Here is a 20,199-nt window from a genome sequence, read left to right on the forward strand (position 1 = left end):
GCCCCCCCAGTGGGATCGCCAGGACCGGATTCCAGCCAAGCAGGATCACGCCGGCGAACATCGCGTAGGCGCCGATGCCGACGAAGGCCTGCTGACCCACCGAGACCAGGCCGCCATAGCCCGCCAGAAGGTTCCATATCTGCGCCAGCGTCAGCATGGTGAGGATGAAGAACAGATCCTGTATGACGCCCCGCGAGGCCACGGCAGGCAGCGCGAGCGCGGCGACGATGACGATCGGCACCGTGATCGCGGTTACGGTTCCGGCGCGGGTGCGGGTTGTCAGTCGATACATGCCGCCCCTCAATCCACTGCGCGCGGAAAAAGCCCGCGCGGTTTGAGCAGCATCACGGCCAGGAAGGCGATGTGGCCGGCCAGGATCTGCCATTCCGGATTGAGCGCGGCACCAAACGTCTGCGCCACGCCGATGATGATCCCGCCCGCGAGCGTTCCCCATAGGCTGCCGAGGCCGCCGATGATCACCGCCTCGAAGGCATAGATCAGCCGCGCCGGCCCGATCGAAGGATCGAAGTTTGCCCGCATGCCGAGATAGAGGGCCGCCAGCGTCACCACGATCATGGCGATCCCGGTGGCGATCGCGAAAATCCGCTTCGGCTCTATCCCCATCAGCCCCGCCGTCACGGCGTCGTCCGAGGTGGCGCGGAAGGCACGGCCGAGCGCGGTGTGGTAAAAGAGCCCGTTCAGGGCAATGATCATCACGATCGCCGAGGCAAAGGTCATCAGCGGCATGATCCCCACCGTGACCAGCCCGAGATCGAGCGATGCCCCTTCCAACGCGCCCACCGGAATACGGCGGCTGTCGGCGGAGAAGGCCTCGAGCAGGCCGTTCTGTAGGGCGACCGACAGGCCGAAGGTGACCAAAAGCGGCGGCAGGATGTCCTTGCCCAGTACGCGGTTCAGCACGGCGGCCTGCAGCAGCCAGCCGAGCGCGAACATCGCCGGCATGGCGACCAGGGCAGCGATCCAGGGCGACAGGCCGAGCAGCGTGACGCCCATCAAAACCAGATAGGCGGCAAGAATGATGAGGTCGCCATGGGCGAGATTCACCAGCCGCATGATGCCGAAGACGAGACTCAATCCCGCTGCAAACAGGGCATAGAGCCCGCCCAGCAGAATCCCCTGCACGAGAGTGTCCAGCCAGATCATCGCCGCGCCACCTCGATCAGGCCATGAGAGCGCTGTGCGAGCAGATGACGGAATCTCGGATCCCTGGTCATGACGCCACCCCGAAATAGGCAGAATGGATGTCTTCGCGCGTGACCTCGGCCGTCCTGGCGGCCAGCGTGACGCGACCCTCCATCATGCAGTAGACGCGGTCGGCGACCGCCAACGCCTTGCCGATATCCTGCTCCACCAGCACGATCGCGGCGCCGCTTTCGCGGATCCTGGGAAGGGCTGCGTAGATGTCGCGGATGACGACGGGCGCGAGGCCGAGGCTGATCTCGTCGCAGAGCAGCAATTGGGGGTTCGACATCAGCGCCCGGCCGATCGCCACCATCTGCTGCTGGCCGCCCGAGAGCGCGGTGCCGGGGCTCTTGCGCCGTTCGCGCAGGATCGGAAAAAGGTCATAGACGGCGTCGAGGTTCCACGGCCCCGGCACCTTGCGCGCCTGCCCGCCGACCAGCAGGTTTTCCTCGACGGTGAGCGAAGGGAACAGTCGGCGCCCCTCCGGCACCATGGCGATGCCGCGTTTCATGATCTGGGCCGAAGACAGCGCGCCGATCGGCTCGCCCCTGTGCAGCACCATGCCGGGCTCGTTGCCGATCACGCCCGTGATCGAGCGCATCAGCGTGGATTTCCCGGCGCCATTGGCGCCGATGATCGCCACGCATTCGCCTGCGGCCACGCTGATATCCACACCGAACAGCGCCCGGAACTGGCCGTAATTCGCGGTGAGGCCACGCGTTTCCAGCATCAGACCTCGAGCCCCAGATAGATTTCGCGAACCGCCTTCGAGGCCATGATCTCATCAGGCGCACCGATCCCGATCACGCGCCCGAAATCCAGCACGAGAAGCCGCTCTACCACCGAATTCAGGGCGTGCAGCACATGCTCGATCCAGATGATTGTCGTGCCCCTGGCGTGGATCGCCTTGATTGTCGCGACCAGGGCCTTGCATTCGCCCTCCGTCAGACCGCCGGCGATCTCGTCCAGAAGCAGAAGCTCAGGGCCTGTCGCCAGGGCGCGGGCGAGTTCGAGGCGCTTGCGGTCGAGAAGGCTCAGCGAGCCGGCCACGAAATTGGCCTTCCTGAGAAGCTCCGTCTCCTCGAGGATACCAGCGCAATCGTCGACCATCTCGGCCTCGCGTCCGCCGCGGCCGAAGGCGGCAGCGGTCAAGAGATTTTCGAACACGGTCAGCCCCTCGAAAGGTTGCGGAATCTGGAAGCTGCGGCCGACGCCCATGCGCACCCGCTCCATGGCCGGAGCACGGGTCACGTCGCGGCCGAGCAATTCGATGCGCCCCTCATTGGCAAACAGATTGCCGGTGATCAGGTTGAAGAGCGTCGATTTTCCCGCGCCGTTCGGGCCGATAATGCCCAGCGCTTCGCCGCGCGGCACGCTGACGGTCACGGAATCGGCAACCTTCAGGGCGCCGAAGGACTTCGAAACGTTTTCCAGCCTGAGTATCATCAATGTCATCCTTGGGTCGCGCCGAACGAGGGCGGCGGTATCAGCCGCCCTCGGCAGCGTCAGGCCAGGGCTTCCATCTTGCCGGCGGTGGGAATCTCGGAGGCGCCGGCGTTTTCGACGATCACCAGATCGAAGCCGCCACCGGCCTTCTTGCGCCACTGCCCGCCAACGAGCGGCGTCTTGCAGACGTTCTTCGCGGCGAAAGGCGGCAATCCCGCACCGCTCCAGGCCACCTTGCCCACCACCGTCGTCATGTCGGTGGCCGCTATCGCCGCCGCGATCGCCTCGGCATTGGTTGGATCCGACACGCGGCCCATGACATTGGCCGCCACCTCGAACAGCGAATGGACAAAACCGATCGGCTGGGTCCAGGGACGGCCGGTCTTGGCGGTGAAATCCGCAGCGAGTTCGGCCGAACTCTCGCCCGTCAGCGACGATTTGAACGGATGCGAGGCCGACCACCAGACCTCGGACGAGAGGTTGTGGCCGGCATCGCCGAGCGTCTCGACCGATTGCGGGAAAAGGATCGCCTTGGCGACCGTCACCGCCTTGGGCTTGAAGCCCTGCTGGCGGGCCTGATTCCAGAAGGTGGTGAAGTCGGGCGGAATGACCACCCCGGTGACGATCTCGGCATTGGCCGCCTTGAAGGCGTTGACCTGCGCGGTGAAATCGTCCGAAAGGTTCTGATAGCGGCCAGGATCGGCAAGGCTGAAGCCGGCGGCGTCGAGGCCGGGCTTCAACCCATTCTTCGGGTCGCCCCAGGCATTGCCGTCGGCATCGTTGGGGAACAGCCCGCCCACCTTGCCGTTGGTGGAAAGCTGTTTCCACATGCCGGTGTAGACGGCGATGATGTCTTCGAGACCCCAGAAATAATGATAGGCGAAGTTGAAAGGCTTCCACGAGGCCGGATCGGCCGGATTGCCCTGCTGGCCGATAAACCAGGGCTGCCACGGCGCCATCGTCGAGATGACCGGCACGCCCTCCGCCTCGCAGGTGGTGGCCACAGGGTTGGTGTTCTCGGGTGTCGAGCCGACGAGCATCAGGTTGATCTCGTCATCGACGATCAAGCTCTTCGCCACCTCGGCCGCGCGATTGGGATTCGACTGGCTGTCCTTGACGATGACCTCGAAGTTCTTGCCCGCCTCGGAAGCGAGGAAGGCCTTGATGTTGTAGGCATCGCTCTCCGCGAAGCCGGCAAGCGGCCCGGTCTGCGGCGAAACATAGCCCAGGCGGATCTTGGCGCCTTGCGCGATGGCCGGCGTCGCCAGGCGCGAACCGGCCAGCGCCAGGCCTGTCGCCGCCGAGGCTTTCAGTAGGCTGCGTCTTGTGATCACTGTAGTTCCTCCCTCTTGTTTTATTCTCAAGCCCCCGGACGGCGTCCCTCCCACGCCACCTGAAGGAGTTCCCTTATCGATCCCGGATCGATTGGCCTCGGATTGGCATAGGCATTCTTGACCGCGATCGCCGCCGCGCGGTCGAGATCGGTCTCCTCGATGCCGATCGCCTTCAAGCTCAGCGGAGAACCGACCGACTGTGCGAAATCCCAGAGCCCGCCGCCCGCCGAGCCGCCGCCGAATGCCTCGGCGATGGGGCGCAGCAGATCGGGCACTGCCGCTTCGTTGAAGGCGGTCGTGTAGGGCAGCAGGATGGCGTGGGTTTCGGCATGCGGCGTATCGAACGAGCCGCCGAAGACATGCGCCAGCTTGTGATGCAGCGCCATCGAGACATAGCCTAGCGCGGTCGAGCAGCACCACGCAGCATAGAGCGCCTGCGTCCGCGCTGCGCGCTCCTGCGGATTGCCGATCAACCTTGGAATGCCGTCCCGGAAGGCAACCATGGCATCCCTGCACATCAGCACGATCACCGGATTGCGGTCGGGGGCATAGAAGGCCTCCATCGCATGAGCGATCGCGTTCATCGCCGAGGTCACGGTGAGACCTACCGGCAGACTCAATGTCAGATCGACGTCGTAGATCACCGTCTCGGGGCGGATGTCCGGCGAGCGGCGGGTGGTCTTCTCGCCGGCCGCCGTCTCGCCGAGGATGTCGGTCATTTCCGAGCCGGCATAGGTGGTGGGAATGACCACCTGGTCGGCGCCGGTGCGCACGGCAATGGCCTTGCCGAGCCCCGTGGTCGAGCCGCCGCCAAGGCTGACGACCGCCGAAGCGCCGCTGCTGCGGAAGGCATCGACGGCCTGTTCCGTGACCTCGACAGGGGTATGCATGACCGCGCCGGCAAAGATCCCGGCCGCGAGGCCACCAAGGCTTGCGGCCAGTCTTTCCGCATCGCCCATCTGGTGCGGTGTCGACAGCACCATCACCTTGTCATGGCCGAGCCGCCGGACTTCCTCTTCGACGCGAGCCATGGTGCCGGCACCGAAGACCACCCGTGTCGTCAGGCCCGGAAAGGTGAAGCTGTCCATCATCGCGCCGCCTCCATGCGCGGGCCACGCCCGGCCGCGAGGTCGTCGAGGATCGTGCCCAGCATGGCGATCTCGGCGTCCGAGACCTCATGGCCGCGGCCCGGGAACAGATCGGCCCGCAGGCTCGCGCCAAACCGGCCCAGCGATTGCGCGGCATCGGCAAACGCCGAGACCGGTATCCAGGGATCGGCATCGCCGCCGGAAAGATAGATCGGCATTCCGGCCGGCGCCGCCTCGGATCTTTCGTCCGCCGGAACACCGACACGGCAGCCCGTGAAGGCCGCCAGAGCGTCCGGCGGCGGCAGCCCCGCGCAGAGATACTCGATCGACAGACACGCCCCTTGCGAGAAGCCCGCGAGAAGAAGCGGCAGTCCGGGCAGTTCGGCCCGCGCCGCGACCATTGCGGCCGCAAGGTGGTCGAGCGCGTCGGAAAGCTGCGCCCGTGCGACCGGCGTCAACGGGTCGACGGCACGCGCCTCCCACCACATGCCGAGCGGTGCGCGCGGCAGGATGAAGGCCACGGCGGACGCAGAAAGCCGCGACAGCACATGCGACTGCATCTCTTCGGGCGATTGGCCGCGGCCGTGGACGAAGACGCAAATCGCCTTCGCCTCCGGGCCTCTTGGCCCAAGCCGGAGCGGACCGCTGCCTGAACTCACGCGAAATCCGCCTCTTCCAGGCCGGCCTGCAATTCACTCTCGCGGTCCTTGAACCATGGCGGGAAGACCAGCGTCTTGCCTATCTGGCCCGGGGGCTCGTCCTTGGCCCAGCCTTCGGGCGTGGTCCAGGCAATTTCGAACAGCGCGCCTCCGGGGGAGCGGACATAGCAGGACTTGAAGTAGTTGCGGTCCTTCTGCTCCGAAATATCGGTGAAGCCGAGGCCCTCTATATGGGCGCGCAGTTTCAACTGGTTCTCTTCGTCGCCGGTGTTCAGGGCGAGGTGGTGGATCGTGCCGCCCGCCAGCGTCCAGGTGCCCTGCGGGCTGTCGCGGTCGACAATGACCTCCACGCGCTGAGCGACGCCGGCCGCGTCGGGCACGCGGAACACCAGCCCTTCGTGGTCGTCGGCCTCTTTCTCCATCGGCAATGCGATGGTCAGGAAGTCGTCCATGGCGGTGCGGTCCATCACCGCCACCACGGCGCCGTAGATTCCCTTGATGCCGTGGGCCTTGCCGATGCCCTGCGTTTCGTTGGCGATGGGCGCGCGTGGATCCCTGTCGCTTTCCACCAGCTCATGCGGGATACCGCAGGGATGTGCGAAAGCCGCACGGTCGGCGCCAAAACGGGTGATCTTGATGGCCTCGATGCCACGCGCATTCAACCGGTCGACCCAGAAATCCGCGGCCCCCTTGGGGATCGACTGCATGATGGTACGCGACTGGTTGGATCCGCGGCGGCCATAGACGCCTGGCTTGCGGAACGGGAAGGTGGTGATGATCGTCGAGGCATCGCCGTTGGGCGAGCCGTAATAGAGATGGTAGACCGGGATGACGCCGTCGAACAAGACGGTGCGCTTCACCGAATGCAGGCCCAGTGCCTTGGTATAGAAATCAAAATCTTCCTGAGCGCTGTCCGTCGAGAGCGTCAAATGGTGGTAGCCGCTGACACGTGCCATCGGTCATCTCCTCCCAGAGGGTTCGGTTTCGCCCCGCCGCTGCGGGCAGAGCACGAGGTTGAGGTCGAGCGCGTGCTTCCGTTTTCCTCCGTTAGGCGGCAGCGCGCGGAACTCGGCCATGAGTTCGGGTTTGACCCCGAAGATGGCATCCCGGCCGATCGCGGGGTCCGACCGGTCGAAGATGTGGGTCGTCAGCGTTTCGAAGCCCTCCGCCGAGACGCGAAAATGGATGTGGGCCGGCCGCTCGAGGCCAAGGCCAAGCGCCGACATCAATTGGCCGACTGGACCGTCCGACGGCAGCGTGTAGCCCTTCGGCTTCACCGTCGTGAGGCGGAACCGCCCCTGCGGATCGGTGCGGAAGCGTCCGCGCAGATTGAATTCCGGCTGCCTATCAGGTTCCTGGTTCTCGTAGAGACCCTCGGCATTGGCCTGCCAGATCTCGACCATCGCATCGCCGATCGCATCGCCGTCGAGCGCGACGATCCGGCCCGCAACCTCCAGCGGCTCGCCCTTGTGATCGCGCGAGATGTTCGCGCCGAGCGGCATCTCCGGCACGTCGGCCCGGTAGAAAGGGCCGGCCAGGGTGTTTGGGGTCGCCCCAACAGGACGCGGGCTGTTCTGATCCTCGATCAGCGAAGACACGCCCAGGACGTCGGCGAACAGCACCCATTCCTGGCGCCGCGCATCGGCGTAGTGGCCAACCTCGGTCAGAAAATCGATCGCCTGCCGGAATTCCTCGCCGGAGGGCCGCAACTCGACGATCAGCGCGTGCAAACCGTCGACGGCTGCCTGCGCCGCCGCCGCCAGGCGGGACTGGCCCATTGCCGTCAGGCGCCGTGAGAATTCCTCGGCCTGCGTCGAGATCGCCTTGGGGAATTCATCTCGCTTAGGGTCGTGCTGGCCGTGCATTCCGCCGGGGCCTCCCTTCCCCTTGCCAAGCGGGATAGCACGGCCCGACGCGATGCTTGATGAGATGTGGCGTCCCTTGTATAGCGTTTTGCTATGAAGCTGAACGAGCGCCACCTCATGCAGCTCGCCGCGGTGCTGGATGCAGGCGGCGTGTCGGAAGGAGCCGCTATGCTGGGCCTGACCCAGCCGGCAGTCAGTCGATCGCTGGCCATGCTGGAGGCACGGGTTGGCGAGCCGCTTTTCCTCAAGGGTCGCCGGCCGCTGCAGGCGACACCGCTCGGCTTCCAGCTGGCGGCGCAGGGCCGCACGATCATCACCGCGTCGCGCAAGGCGTCGGATGCGGTGCAGGGCTTCATAAAAGGCACCAAGGGCGTCGTCCGTGTCGGCGGCGTGCCTTTCTTCATGGATGCGATGATCAGCCGGATGATCGGAGAATTCCAGAAGCTCGAGCCCGAGGTCACCGTCCAGCAAAGCTACATGAACCTGCCCGAGATGGTCGCGGCGCTGGAGAGCAACCAGATCGATCTTGGGATCGTGCCGATCGGCGTGCTCGACCTGGGACCCGGCTTCGAATTCACGGAAATCCTGCCCGGACGCAACGTCGTGGCTTGCCGGCCCGACCATCCCCTGCTGCGAAATCGCCGCCTCAGGGCGCATGACCTGACCAGCTTTCCCTGGGTAGCCCCCCTACCCGGCTCTCCGCTGATGTCGGACCTGCAGATGATCCTGATGAGCATCGGCATGTCGGACCTCAACGTCCGCTATTCGGGAGGCTCGCTGATGAGCGTGATCAACTTCCTTGCCGAAACCGATGCGCTGGCGGTGCTGCCATTCTCCGTGGTCTTCGCGCAGCGCAAGGAAAACCGGGTGACGGTGCTACCCTATGAAATTCCGCAGCCCAGCCGCTCGCTTGGAATCCTGCGCCGGGTCAGCGGGCCACGCTCGCCCGCGGCAGAGCGCTTCGCCGGCCACGTCACGACCGCCTTCGAGAATCTAAAGCACATCATCAAACGGCACGAGAATGCCGTCGTCTGGGGACGGTAATCCGGCCTCGCTATTCGAATGATGCGGTGGCGTCACATAACGCGCATGTTTCCTCCAGCCGGAGGCGCTTCATCCCCGCGTCGCCGGTTAGGCTCGACGGCCGCCCGCCCCCAAAAGCCGTCGGGCCGCCAGAAATCTCGACATCCTATTGGCTCGCCCTCCTCCACCTCGCCATCACTGCGTAAACGCCTTGGACATCTGATCCACAAAGGGTTTCAACAGATAGGACCAGACATTGCGTTCATCGGTGCGGATATGAACCTCGGCGGGCATACCTGGCCTCAGCACCTTCGCTTCGGTCAGGCAGTTCGATTTGCTTTCAACCTTGATACGCGCCGAGAAATAGGAAAGCTGACGTTGCGGATCTTTAATCAGATCTGCCGAGATGTGTTTCACTGACCCCTGGCAGACCGGAGTGGTTCCCACGTCGAACGCCGGAAAACGGATCGATACCGGCTGCCCCGGGCGGACGTCGTCGACCCGCGACGGCGGGATCAGCGCGTCCACCACAAGATCATCGGCATCAGGTACAATGGTCATGAGCATCTCGCCAGGCGCGATAACGCCGCCGACGGTATGGACAGCCGATTCCTGTATCGTTCCGGACTGCGGCGCGCGGATCGTTGTCTTGGTCAATTCATCCTGCGCCACAATCCCCCGTTCGTTGAGTTCGGTCTGCTTGGCTTCCGTCTCGCGGAGTTCGGTCGTCACGTCAGTGCGCCTTTGGTCATCCAGTTGCAGCATCTGCAACCCCGTTTCGCTGATGCGCGCCTGCGCTTCAGCTACTGCTGCAGCGAGGCGCCCCGATTCTCCCCTGGCCCGGGTGGCATCCAGCTTGATGTTGCTTAGCCTCTCCTTGGAGACGAGTTTTTTGGCGTAGAGGGAATCAACGTCCGCGAAATCCTTGTTCAGCAGAGCAACCGATTCATCCACCGCGCTCTGTTGCGCCTTAAGGCCGTCGATCTGACGTTCAAGTTGCTGGGATTGGCTTCTCAACTGTGCCTTCTGTCCAGCCAAAGCCGAAGCGCGCGTTTCAAAGAGGGCGCGCTCGCCATTGACGAGCGCAGCCAGCTCCGGTTGGTTCTTTCGCGCCTTCAGGTCGACCGGCAGTTGCATTTCCGCCAGGCCCGTTCGCTCCGCCTCCAGCCGAGCGAGGCGGACGGTCGCGCGATCGAGATCCTCGCTGATGATTTGCAGGTTCGCGCGAGTCAGCGTGTCATCCAGCCTGACCAACACGTCGCCGGCTCGCACATGATCTCCGTCCTGCGCGAAAATCCCGCCCACTGTGCCTCCGGTTTGATGCTGGACCTTCTTGACGTTGCTTTCCACCACCACGGTGGCTGGTGCAACCACAGCGCCGGCGATCTTGGTCAATCCCAGCCATAGACCGCCGCCAAGAACCAGCAGACCGGTAATCGCCAAGCCGAATATCAGGTTGGCCCGTATACCGTCCGGCAGATCCGGCGCGCTCACGGCAGGCCGTTTGCCGCCACGAAAGGTCCGAGCGTACGACGAGAAGGCGACGAATGTTTCGAGCAGTGCCTCATGCATGCCCGGCAACCCCCGGTATCGGCGCCAAAGAAGCTGGCCGAGGTGAAACAGGCGGTGAAGGTCGGAGCACGTTCGCCAAGACCTGCTCGCGCGAGCCAAAGGCATGAACCGTTCCATTCGACATAACCAGTACCTGATCGATGTTGGCGAGAGCTGAGGGACGATGCGCAACGACAATAACGATGCCTCCGCGCTGACGCACTGCCCGTATGGCGCCGGCCAGGGCAGCGTCCCCGTCCACGTCGAGGTTCGAGTTCGGTTCGTCGAGCACGACAAGAAACGGCTCGCCATAAAGTGCTCTGGCCAGGCCCACAAGTTGCCTCTGCCCTGCGGACAGGGCCGCTCCGCCCTCGCCGATGCGGGTCTGAAACCCCTGAGGGAGTTGCATTATCATTTTCTCGACGCCGGCTGCTCTTGCCGCCGCAAGGACGCCTTTTGGATCCGTCTTGCCTCGGAACCTCGAAATGTTGTCCGCTACTGTGCCGTCAAACAACTCCACGTCCTGCGGCATGTAGCCGATATGGGCGCCGAGCTGTTCCGAGTTCCATTGATCGAGAGAGGCGCCGTCCAATCTCACCGAGCCATGGAGCGGCTTCCACACCCCGACCAACGAACGCACCAAAGTTGTCTTGCCGGAACCGCTTGGGCCGATTACGGCCATCCCAGCGCCTCTCGACAGATGGAAGCTCACATTGACCACGGTTGGCTTTGGCAAGCCGGGCGGCGCAATGGTCAATTGCTCGACCGCAAACCGCGCCTGCGGCCGAGGCAACTCCATTGGCTCGTCCTGGCGGCCGAATGCCGCCATGACCGCTGCCAGCTCGGAATAGCTGCGCCGGGCCGACAGAAAGCCTCTCCAGTTTGCGATCGCAGCATCGACCGGGGCCAAGGCGCGGCCAAGCAAAATGGAAGATGCGATGATCACCCCAGGTGAAGCCTCGCCGCCGATCACCAGGTAAGCGCCGAGACCGAGAACACAGGACTGCAACGCCATCCGCAGGGCCTTCGACAGCGAACTGGCGCCACCAACGACGTCCGAGAGACGTTCCTGCTGGGCGAGATAGGTTCTGCTGACGTCGCTCCAGCGTCGAGCCAGTCGACCAGAAAGCCCCATTGCGTGAACGACTTCGGCGTTGCGGCGGCCGGAATCGGCAAGCGCCCGCTGCGACAGCAGCTCCTCCGAGGCACGCGCGGCGGGGCCTCGACTAAACACTTCCGCAATCGCTGTCAGGAGGACCACGGCGATCGCACCGACCGTCGCCAGCAGGCCGAGCGAAGGATGGAGCAAATAAATGATCAGCAGATAAAAGGGGATCCACGGGGCGTCGAAGATAACCGTCGGTCCCGTTCCGGAAAGAAAGCCGCGCAGTCGGTCGAGATCGTGCAAAGGCTGCAGACGGTCCGCATCACGCCCTGCCTTGAGCGGCAGGGACAGGGAGATGGAGAACACCTTTTGCTGCAGATTCCTATAGAGACGGCTGCCGATGCGGACCAACACGCGAAGCCGCACGAAATCCAGAAGCCCATAGACCGCATACAGACCCAGCATTCCGATCGTGAACCCCACCAGGGTGGGAACGCTCTGCGACGGCAGAACGCGATCATAGATCTGCAGCATGTAGACCGAACCGGTCAGAGCGAGAATGTTTATCACTGCCGAGAACAGCGCCACGCCAAGCAGCCCAGGCATGCAGGCGAGAATGGCGGAACGGAGCTCGGGAGAACCGGCCCCCGATGTTTTCATGACCAGCGGTCGTTCGCGCGACACTGCCGCGCCGTTACTTCCGTAAGTTGTAATGGCTCAAACCTTTCTTGGTGCGCATAGCAGCCGCTATCCGTCGCCCCCCTTATTATGCTCTGCTTACATACGTCGACTTTGAGGAAAATGCAGCGGATTCGTGGCCTGAACCAGCGAAACGCGACCGCCGACGTCTCCCTGTCTGGGGATAACTTCCCGAAAGATGACGATTTTCGCTAAAGGAAATGGTCAGAACGGAGCTGGCAAAAGAGGCGTATGTCCTTGCTCCCAAACACTTTCAAAGGTGCCACGCTCGGCTGAGCAAAATACCTGCTACTGAGTAACAACTTAGATCAATCAAACATTCTATCCCGCTGTGTTTCGTATTTGATTTCATCCTAATGTAGCAATCACCTAAGCAGACGCGGGGCATAAATCGAATCAACCAAAGGATCATTGGATGACACTCCATTATGCGTCCGGTGGATCAGCCACCGAAGTCGCAACCGCCGGGTTCAACCTGGTCGATGTTCAATATCTCTCGCAGGTCAATGCTTTGCCGGACGGCATGAAAGGCCTCGTCTATCTCAGCGCCCACGACGGCGTCACCTCCTCTTTCATCGAACAAGTTACGCCTTTTCTCAACAATCCCAAGGTGTTCGGGTTCTTCCTGATGGACGAGCCAGATCCCACCGGCAGATGGGGCACATATGCAAGTGCCGAAACCCTGAAGGCGGAGTCGGACTGGATCCATTCCCATTTTCCGGGCGCCAAGACGTTCATCACCATGATGAATATGGGCTCTCCAACAAACCCGGATTTTTCCAACACGTATAATCCGGCAAATACCGGCATCGACTACTATGGGTTGGACCCCTACCCGGTGCGCGATGACGTGAGCACGGTCGACTACAACATGATCGACAGGGCCGTGGCTGCGGCCGTCAAGTCCGGCATCCCGATCGACAAAATCATTCCAGTCTATCAGACTTTTGGCGGTGGCAACTGGACCACCGACACGGGCGGGAAGCATCAGATGCCGACGCCGGAACAGATGCAAACGATGATAGATCATTGGGCAGCACTGGTTCCGTCGCCTGCCTTCGATTATGCCTATGCCTGGGGCTCGCAGAACGGTGACACAGCTCTGGAAAATTCGCCGGAGTTGCAGGCTTTGTTCCAACAGCACAATCTCCAAAGCACCGGTGGCTCGGCCGCCCCCCCAGTAACCGATCCGAGCGATACCACGACCCCGCCTCCAACCGACGTCGCCGCCCCTGCTCCGGCCACGCCTCCGACAGACGCCGCCGCTCCAGTGCCGGCCGCGCCGGCCCCGTCGGACAGCGATCATGTCTTCCATGGCACGCGCGGCGCAGACGTTTTTCACGCGACCACGGGCAATGACAAATACTTTGTCAACAACGCTCGTGACAAGGTGATGGAAGCGCCAGGCGGCGGCACTGACAAGGTCATGGCCTCGGTCAGCTACGCTCTTTCGGCGGGCTCACATATCGAGCAGCTCTCCACTGCTAGCTCTGGGGGCAGGACGGCCATCAACCTGACCGGCAATGAATTCGGCCAAGCCATCTACGGGAATGGCGGCGCCAACAAGATCAATGGTGGCGGTGGCGCCGACAAGATGACCGGATATGGTGGCAATGACACCTACTCCGTCGACAATGCTCACGACAAGGTGGTGGAGCAGAAGGGCAGCGGCATCGATAAAGTCCTCGCCTCTGTGAGTTTCGCCCTATCGGCTGGCTCTCACATCGAACAACTCGCGACCAGCAAGGCGTCCAGCAAGGCCGCGATCGACCTGACGGGCAATGAGTTCGCTCAAACCGTCAAAGGCAACGCCGGCGCCAACAAGATCGACGGCGGCGGTGGAGCCGATACTTTGACCGGCGGCCGCGGCAGTGATGTCTTCGTTTTCAGTACCGCTCTTGGCGACGGAAATGTCGACAGGATCACTGATTTCAACAAAGCCCAGGACAAAATCCACCTCGATCATTCCATCTTTGCCGGTCTCGATCAGGGGGGCCTCTCGTCGGACGCTTTCTTTGCCGGCAAAGCCGCGCATGACAGTTCCGATCACATTGTCTACAACAGTTCGACGGGAGCTCTTTCTTTCGACAGCGACGGCGTCGGAGGCGCAAACCAGATCCATTTCGCGAGCCTCTCTCCGCATCTGTTGATTACCGCATCGTCTTTCCTGGTCACCTGAACCAGCCCAGCGAAGAAATGCTCTAAGAAGTCGGCGAGGCCCCTGGGCCTCGCCGACAGATGTTCCGGATGAGTGGACCAACAGCTGACGTGCCGGTTCCGTCCTGAAGACCGGCCACGCAGGCCGAGGGCCGACTTGACGGCCCAGCGCAACTACGCGTCAAAGATTTTTTGCCATCAGCGAACCGCGGAGCTCAGGCACCGCGCCGCCGCAATTGGACACTCGAAAACCTTGGACAACCAAGGTGATGCAGACCAGCCACCCCTACCGGCTCAGGCAAGCACCGCGCTCATCCCGCAAGACACGAGTCGCATGAACGCTCCGGCAATCGCGAGGGAATCTCGCCTCGCTGGTCGCTACCCTTCCAAACATCCCTTGTGTCATTCAAACGGACGAGGACAGGCACCTGGTGTCCCCCTAGCGTGCACTCGGGCGGCATGCGCTCAGAGGTGATGAAACCGGGCCATGGCAGCATCGAGAGCCAATCGGTCAGTGCGCTTGGGAGAGGCAGATGAACCCGCACCTGGTCTGCGTGGGAGGCGAGGATCACGCCTTGAGAGTTCCCTTCCTCATCGCGCTGCGAGAGAAAGGCTTTCGCGTTACGGCGGTCTCGAGCGGTTCTCCCGTACCGTTTCTTCGGCATGACATTTCGCATCACAGGTTCTCCTTCGACCGCTTTGCAAGCGGAGGCGGGGAATGGCGCACTCTCCGAACGATGCGCCGCTTGATGCAGGAGCTTCAGCCTGACATCATCCAGAGCTTCGACACCAAGCCAAATCTGTTGACGCCCCTTTCGGTACTGGGAACTGTTCCGGTCATTCGCACCATCAACGGACTGGGGTGGACGTTCTCATCGCTGGAGCCTCGAGCCCTGGCCTTGCGTCCGGTCTATTGCGCACTGCAATGGCTTGCGTCTTCCTGGACGGCATCGACCGTATTCCAAAATCGCGACGACCAACTGTTCTTCGAGCGCTTTCGGCTGATCGGCCGCGGAACTTCGCGACTGATACGCAGTTCCGGAATCGATGTCGATGCGTTCGCAACGGTGCGCCATCTCGGGTCCTCAGCAACGAAGATGCGAAAGGACCTCGGCCTTCAGTCCGCGGAAGTGGTGATCTTCGTCGGCCGTTTGACGCGCCAGAAAGGCGTGGCGACCCTTCTCAATGCGATCCCTCGCATCCTGTCCGCAAGGCCCGCGGCGCGGTTTGTGCTCGTCGGCCCACGAGAATCCGAGGGCTCATTCGCAATCGACAAATCGGAGCTCGATCGGCATGCACCTCATGTGCTGGCCTTGGGTCCACGACGCGATGTCGCCGATCTCCTTGGCATGTCCGATGTATTCGCCTTTCCCACTCAGTATCGCGAGGGGGTTCCGCGTGTATTGCTGGAGGCGGGGCTGGCGGGACTACCCATCGTGGCCTCAAGGATGCCAGGCTGCAGCGACGTCGTCGAAGACGGATGGAATGGCTACCTGGTTGCGCCGCATGATGCCGATGCCCTCGCCTCGCGAACGATAGACTTGCTGTCCGACCGCGCGGCGGCCAAGGCGATGGGCGCCCGTTCTGTTGAACTTGTCCGGAGGCAATTTGCCCTGCCACTGGTGGTCGACCAGTACTGCGACCTTTACGACAACACACTCCGCGCGGGGCACATGCGACCGCTCCCTGCCGTCGGACTTGGAGGCGGCCTCGCAAATCACCGAGGCGGGGCACATCAATGATCCGGGACGCCTTGCTCGCCCTGGGAGTTGCGATGTCTTATGCGACGCAACTGGGCGTTCCGGGATTGCCGCTCGGATATGGCGAATTGTTCATCGCGATCTGGATCGTTCTGGCGATTGGACGAATACTCGCCGGCGGTCATCTCCAGGTCACGCCCGCTTTTGTCCAGCTTGCGAGCTTCTGGCTGATCTTGTCGCTGGCTTTGGGAATCGGCACGATCGTCGGCTACCTGACCACCGTCCTTTACCTGACCGGGCTGGTACATGACGTTATGGCCTATGTGTTGCTGGCAAGCTTCACATGCTTGGCGGCCGCGGAGCCCGACGCCGATCGTCACCTTCGCCGCAGTGCGTGGTGGGTGATCGCCATCGCCAACGGGAGCTTCGTAATTCAGCTGGGACTGGCATTTGGGGTAGCCCACCAGTCCGGCGTTGATCCCTGGTTCTGGGACAGGTTCCGTGGCTGGTCCGAGAACCCGAACCAACTTGCGCTCTATTGCGCGCTTTTTGGCCCACTGGCTTTGCATCTTGCTACGACCACCCGCAACCCATGGGCTCGTTTGCTTGCATTCTCATGCCTGCTCCTGACCTTCTATGTCGGCCGGCTGACGAAGAGCGACACCTATCTCTACACCAGCATCCTGAGCTGCCTCATCTTTATCGGATTGCGGCTTCGTGCATGGATAGCAACGAGTGGCCGCGCCAGCATGCCCCGCATGGCGGCAATTCTGCTGTTGGCGGGTTCCTTGCCTCTAGCGCTTGCAATGACGCCGTACGCGCTCACCGAGGAGACCAGCGTCGCCAATTTTGCCAAGAGCCTTACCAAAGACGAAGGCGGGGAAGGGACCATCGAAACGCTCGAACTCCGGCTCTATTTGTGGCAGGAGGCTGTGGAAAAAGGATTGAAATCCGGCTCCCTGGGACTGGGTCCTGGCCCCCACCTCGAGCGGCCGCCCGTCGCCGACCGTCAATTTCTGCAGCGACCTTTCGAAGCGCACAATACCGTTCTCGACCTTTACCTGCAGGGCGGATTGCTTGCCGTGATGGCGTTGGTCTGGATCGTGGGCGCCGCCATGTCCTTCGCCTGGCGAGCGGGATTCGACGCCCTGCTGGTGCTTGGTGTCTCGACGATAATCTTCAGCATGCCTCACCTGATCATCCGCCACCCGATCGTGTGGTTTTCGCTGGCTTTCTGCCTCGTTGCCGGAAATCCGACCGCACTTCGGCGGCAGCTTGCTGAACCGAGGGTGTCCTAATGTGTGGGATCGCGGGAATTCTATTAGCTTCCGACGCCGCGGACATAAAGCCGCTCGGAGCGATCGGGCGGATGACTGCATCGCTGCGTCACCGGGGGCCGGACGGCGAGGGGCTCTGGATCGACCGCGAAACTGGAATCGCACTGGGCCACAGGCGGTTGGCAATTGTCGACCTGTCAGCCGCCGGGCACCAGCCGATGCATTCCGCCAGCGGTCGGTACGTGATCACCTTCAACGGTGAGATATACAATTTTCGCGATTTGCGTTGCGAACTCGAGAGTGCGGGCCAAACCTTTCAAGGCGCCAGCGACACCGAAGTGATGCTGTGCGCAATCGAGCATTGGGGGCTTGAGGCCGCCCTCAATCGCTTTGCCGGGATGTTCGTCTTCGCATTGTGGGATCTCAAGACAAGAACCCTGCATCTGGCCCGCGACAGAATGGGCAAAAAGCCCCTCTATGTCGCATCGATCCGAGATGCGCTGGTTTTCGCCTCTGAGCTGAAGGCGATCAATTGCTTTCCGGGCTTTTCTCCCGACCTTGATCTTGATGCCGCCGCGGCAATGCTTTCGACGGGATGGGTGCCGGACCATCGCTGCATCTGGCGAAGCGTGTTCAAACTGCCGCCTGGTTCCGTCCTTTCCGTCACGGCGGCGAATTTTGCCGAAGACCGCAGCGCGGACCGTCTTTCCCAAAGCGTTCACCGCTGGTGGTCGCTGGCTGACGTCGCTGCCGATGGGCGACGGAACCCCGTCATCGGCACGGACGAAGACCTCATTGACGAACTGGACAACCGGCTTCGGCTGGCTGTGCGGGAACGCATGATCGCCGACGTCCCTTTGGGCGGCTTCCTGTCGGGGGGCATCGACAGCTCAGCCGTGATCGCCTTGATGCAGGCCCAATCCTGCAAGCCGGTTCGCAGCTTCACGATCTCGTTCGCAGAGAGCGGCTTTGATGAAGCTCCATATGCAGCGGCCGTTGCCCGTCATCTGGGTACCGACCACTCCGAACTTCACCTCTCGCCAAGCGCCGCACGTGACGTCATTCCCGAGTTGCCCCAGGCCTGGGATGAACCTTTCGCCGATGAATCACAAATACCGACCTTGCTCGTTGCCAGGCTCGCTCGTCAGCACGTCACCGTAGCGCTGTCGGGCGACGGCGGTGACGAATGCTTCGCAGGATACGGGCGCCACTTTATGGCGGAGCGGCTGAAACGGCACCTACGCCTGCCCCGACAACTGCGCCGAACCTTGGCGGCAGGAGCAGGTTTTTTCGCACGCGCCGGACGTGACGATGTCGTTGGCAAACTGCCGCTCTCTGCGAGCGCGAGGCATTTTATCCGGAGCGACCGAATGGAACGCCTCGCCCGGCTGCTCACGGCATCGAATGAAGACGAATTGTTTCAGCGGCTGGCGCGGCCACAGGCTGAAAACCTGGGATCTCAGCGGCCGACCGAACCAGCCTACGACTACGGCGATCCGCCGCTTGACGACCTGCTCTCCCGTCTTCTCTACGATGACATGGCGGGCTACTTGCCTGGCGACATCTTGGTGAAGCTGGACCGTGCCACCATGGCCAACAGCCTTGAGGGTCGGTGTCCTCTCCTTGACCACCGCGTTGTCGAATTCTCCTGGCGGCTGCCATCCAACATGAAAGTTCGTGATGGCACCGGCAAATGGATCCTTCGCCAATTGCTACGCCGCTATCTCCCGCAGCACCTGATCGAGCGTCCGAAACAAGGCTTCGATGTCCCTATCGCTGGATGGCTGCGGGGTCCGCTGCGCAACTGGGCCACCGATCTTCTCGCCGATATGCGAACCGAAAGCAGTGACGTATTGGACACCGCGAAGATCGACGCCTGCTGGCGCGATCACATTGATGGCCAGAACCGCTCGCGCGAATTGTGGTCCGCGTTGATGTTCCAGGCCTGGCGGAGCAAGGCCAATCGGCAAGCACAGCAAACCGGCCCAACTCATGAACTCGACCTGGCAGGAGTGTAAGATGGTAGGTTCCGCAATCAGCCCGATCCAGCTGCCACGGGTCAATCAACTGCCAGCACCGGTTCTCGATGGCAGAGTGCACGTGCGGTCATTGCGTGAATATGTCGAGCCGCCCACCGCGTCGCGCCAACTCTTCGTGATTTTGGCAAGGAGAAAATGGTCTATTATTGCTTTCGCTGTGTTGGGCGGCTTGTTGGCGGGATTGCTGGGAAGCCTCCGACCAGTTCTCTATGAGTCAACAACCCAGCTTATCGTCGACGCCCCCTCGCGCGGTTCACTGCCCGTCGGCGCCCCGTCTTCGCAGGACCTCGTTGATTCAAGCATAGATGACCACATCACGATGCTATCGTCGCAAGATCACCTGCGCCGCGTCATGGCGGCACTACGCAAGACAGGTGCGGCGGAAACCGGACAGGACAATTCCGCTAGCAGGAATTCCCGGCTTGAACCGTCTGCCACCCCTCCCCCAAGGACACGCTCACTTGCCGACGGTCTACTGGACCGGCTGTGGCCAGGGGCGGACCAGGCAGCCAACAGTCCACAAGCCGAGGATGCCTCCGAGTTGAGAGCTTTGCGGCGAGGCATGCGGGTCGGGCAGGAGCTGCGATCGAGAGTGATCTCCGTCGCTTTCGCCGATGACAGCCCCGCGCGGGCGGCGCTCGTGGCCAACACATTCGCTCAGGTTTATGTCGACACCCTAACGAAGAAAAGGCAGGCATCCGACCAGCAAGAGCTCGATGCAATCACCGCCAGTCTGCCCGGGCTGCAAAATGATCTGCAGGCAGCGGCTGACCGCCTTGAGAAATATCGGCTGAGTCACGGAGCCATCGACCAAGGCTCGGCGGACAATGCAGCCAGGGAACGGGCCGACCTCAGCCAGCAATTGTCGATGTCAAAGGCGGATCTCGCCGCCGTGGAATCTCGGCTACGGTACGTGCAGCAGCTTCGAGAGCAAGGGGCCTCTCTCATCGCCCTGGCCGAAGCTATTGGCGCGCCTGAACTTGCCGACCTTGCGGCTCGACAGGCTCTCGCGCCGGCAGACGAGGAACTCAGAACCACGACGCAAAGCAAGAT

General features: G+C 62.4%; 16 protein-coding genes and 1 pseudogene. 6 read left to right on the forward strand and 11 right to left on the reverse strand.

Going from position 1 to position 20,199, the window contains the following annotated elements:
* The 9 genes and pseudogenes from EOD15_RS08620 to EOD15_RS08660 form a co-directional block, all read right to left on the reverse strand.
* A pseudogene (locus EOD15_RS08620) lies at positions 1-292 on the reverse strand (branched-chain amino acid ABC transporter permease); the annotation flags it as partial.
* 8 nt (positions 293-300) lie between these two features.
* On the reverse strand, positions 301-1,164 hold the full coding sequence (locus tag EOD15_RS08625; protein WP_127318882.1) for a branched-chain amino acid ABC transporter permease: 864 nt from the start codon (positions 1,162-1,164) through the stop codon (positions 301-303).
* A 67-nt stretch (positions 1,165-1,231) separates the two neighbouring features.
* Positions 1,232-1,933, reverse strand: a complete 702-nt coding sequence (locus tag EOD15_RS08630; RefSeq protein ID WP_127318884.1) for an ABC transporter ATP-binding protein — start codon at positions 1,931-1,933, stop codon at positions 1,232-1,234.
* Entirely contained in the window at positions 1,933-2,649 is a 717-nt protein-coding gene (locus EOD15_RS08635) for an ABC transporter ATP-binding protein (protein WP_127266437.1), read from the reverse strand. Before EOD15_RS08635 ends, EOD15_RS08630 begins: the two co-directional genes overlap by 1 nt.
* A 59-nt stretch (positions 2,650-2,708) precedes the next feature.
* Complete coding sequence (locus tag EOD15_RS08640; protein ID WP_127318886.1) at positions 2,709-3,983, reverse strand: ABC transporter substrate-binding protein; 1,275 nt, start codon at positions 3,981-3,983, stop codon at positions 2,709-2,711.
* 26 nt (positions 3,984-4,009) lie between these two features.
* Positions 4,010-5,071: a maleylacetate reductase gene (locus tag EOD15_RS08645; protein ID WP_245463614.1), complete on the reverse strand. Its 1,062-nt coding sequence runs from the start codon at positions 5,069-5,071 to the stop codon at positions 4,010-4,012.
* Positions 5,071-5,730 (reverse strand): dienelactone hydrolase family protein, encoded by a 660-nt coding sequence (locus EOD15_RS08650; RefSeq protein WP_127318890.1) that lies wholly within the window; start codon positions 5,728-5,730, stop codon positions 5,071-5,073. Before EOD15_RS08650 ends, EOD15_RS08645 begins: the two co-directional genes overlap by 1 nt.
* The gene (locus EOD15_RS08655) at positions 5,727-6,686 is read right to left on the reverse strand and encodes a VOC family protein (RefSeq protein WP_127318892.1); all 960 of its coding nucleotides are present in this window, start codon (positions 6,684-6,686) and stop codon (positions 5,727-5,729) included. The genes EOD15_RS08650 and EOD15_RS08655 overlap by 4 nt, the downstream gene beginning before the upstream one ends.
* A 3-nt stretch (positions 6,687-6,689) precedes the next feature.
* A complete protein-coding gene (locus tag EOD15_RS08660) occupies positions 6,690-7,595 on the reverse strand; it encodes a dioxygenase (protein ID WP_127318906.1) in 906 nt (301 codons plus the stop codon).
* 93 nt (positions 7,596-7,688) lie between these two features.
* Between EOD15_RS08660 and EOD15_RS08665 the strand changes: the two genes are divergently transcribed.
* Complete coding sequence (locus tag EOD15_RS08665; RefSeq protein ID WP_127318894.1) at positions 7,689-8,639, forward strand: LysR family transcriptional regulator; 951 nt, start codon at positions 7,689-7,691, stop codon at positions 8,637-8,639.
* A gap of 174 nt (positions 8,640-8,813) precedes the next feature.
* Here EOD15_RS08665 and EOD15_RS08670 read toward each other — a convergent pair whose 3' ends face one another.
* Complete coding sequence (locus EOD15_RS08670; protein WP_127318896.1) at positions 8,814-10,190, reverse strand: HlyD family type I secretion periplasmic adaptor subunit; 1,377 nt, start codon at positions 10,188-10,190, stop codon at positions 8,814-8,816.
* Entirely contained in the window at positions 10,183-11,934 is a 1,752-nt protein-coding gene (locus EOD15_RS08675) for a type I secretion system permease/ATPase (RefSeq protein ID WP_164761604.1), read from the reverse strand. The genes EOD15_RS08670 and EOD15_RS08675 overlap by 8 nt, the downstream gene beginning before the upstream one ends.
* Positions 11,935-12,388: 454 nt before the next feature.
* Between EOD15_RS08675 and EOD15_RS08680 the strand changes: the two genes are divergently transcribed.
* From EOD15_RS08680 to EOD15_RS08700, 5 genes are all read left to right on the forward strand, one after another.
* On the forward strand, positions 12,389-14,152 hold the full coding sequence (locus EOD15_RS08680) for a calcium-binding protein (RefSeq protein WP_127318900.1): 1,764 nt from the start codon (positions 12,389-12,391) through the stop codon (positions 14,150-14,152).
* Positions 14,153-14,663: 511 nt separating this feature from the next.
* Positions 14,664-15,872 carry a glycosyltransferase family 4 protein gene (locus tag EOD15_RS08685; RefSeq protein WP_127318902.1) on the forward strand — a complete coding sequence of 403 codons (1,209 nt, stop codon included), beginning with the start codon at positions 14,664-14,666 and terminating at the stop codon, positions 15,870-15,872.
* A complete protein-coding gene (locus EOD15_RS08690) occupies positions 15,869-17,128 on the forward strand; it encodes an O-antigen ligase family protein (RefSeq protein ID WP_127318904.1) in 1,260 nt (419 codons plus the stop codon). The genes EOD15_RS08685 and EOD15_RS08690 overlap by 4 nt, the downstream gene beginning before the upstream one ends.
* Entirely contained in the window at positions 17,128-19,125 is a 1,998-nt protein-coding gene (gene asnB, locus EOD15_RS08695) for an asparagine synthase (glutamine-hydrolyzing) (RefSeq protein ID WP_127408420.1), read from the forward strand. Before EOD15_RS08690 ends, asnB begins: the two co-directional genes overlap by 1 nt.
* Before the next feature lies 1 nt (position 19,126).
* Positions 19,127-20,199, forward strand: a 1,073-nt coding sequence (locus tag EOD15_RS08700; protein WP_245463613.1) for a Wzz/FepE/Etk N-terminal domain-containing protein, incomplete at its 3' end; no start/stop codon positions are given.

Origin of the sequence: Mesorhizobium sp. M7A.T.Ca.US.000.02.2.1 (assembly GCF_003996995.1) — a bacterium.
Classification (GTDB): domain Bacteria; phylum Pseudomonadota; class Alphaproteobacteria; order Rhizobiales; family Rhizobiaceae; genus Mesorhizobium.

Bases quoted from the DNA above. Each gene is read 5' to 3' on its own strand.
- EOD15_RS08625 (WP_127318882.1), bottom strand. From the start codon at position 1,164: ATGATCTGGCTGGACACTCTCGTGCAGGGGATTCTGCTGGGCGGGCTC.
- EOD15_RS08630 (WP_127318884.1), bottom strand. From the start codon at position 1,933: ATGCTGGAAACGCGTGGCCTCACCGCGAATTACGGCCAGTTCCGGGCG.
- EOD15_RS08635 (WP_127266437.1), bottom strand. From the start codon at position 2,649: ATGATACTCAGGCTGGAAAACGTTTCGAAGTCCTTCGGCGCCCTGAAG.
- EOD15_RS08645 (WP_245463614.1), bottom strand. From the start codon at position 5,071: ATGGACAGCTTCACCTTTCCGGGCCTGACGACACGGGTGGTCTTCGGT.
- EOD15_RS08655 (WP_127318892.1), bottom strand. From the start codon at position 6,686: ATGGCACGTGTCAGCGGCTACCACCATTTGACGCTCTCGACGGACAGC.
- EOD15_RS08660 (WP_127318906.1), bottom strand. From the start codon at position 7,595: ATGCACGGCCAGCACGACCCTAAGCGAGATGAATTCCCCAAGGCGATC.
- EOD15_RS08665 (WP_127318894.1), top strand. From the start codon at position 7,689: ATGAAGCTGAACGAGCGCCACCTCATGCAGCTCGCCGCGGTGCTGGAT.
- EOD15_RS08670 (WP_127318896.1), bottom strand. From the start codon at position 10,190: ATGCATGAGGCACTGCTCGAAACATTCGTCGCCTTCTCGTCGTACGCT.
- EOD15_RS08675 (WP_164761604.1), bottom strand. From the start codon at position 11,934: ATGAAAACATCGGGGGCCGGTTCTCCCGAGCTCCGTTCCGCCATTCTC.
- EOD15_RS08680 (WP_127318900.1), top strand. From the start codon at position 12,389: ATGACACTCCATTATGCGTCCGGTGGATCAGCCACCGAAGTCGCAACC.
- EOD15_RS08685 (WP_127318902.1), top strand. From the start codon at position 14,664: ATGAACCCGCACCTGGTCTGCGTGGGAGGCGAGGATCACGCCTTGAGA.
- EOD15_RS08690 (WP_127318904.1), top strand. From the start codon at position 15,869: ATGATCCGGGACGCCTTGCTCGCCCTGGGAGTTGCGATGTCTTATGCG.
- asnB (WP_127408420.1), top strand. From the start codon at position 17,128: ATGTGTGGGATCGCGGGAATTCTATTAGCTTCCGACGCCGCGGACATA.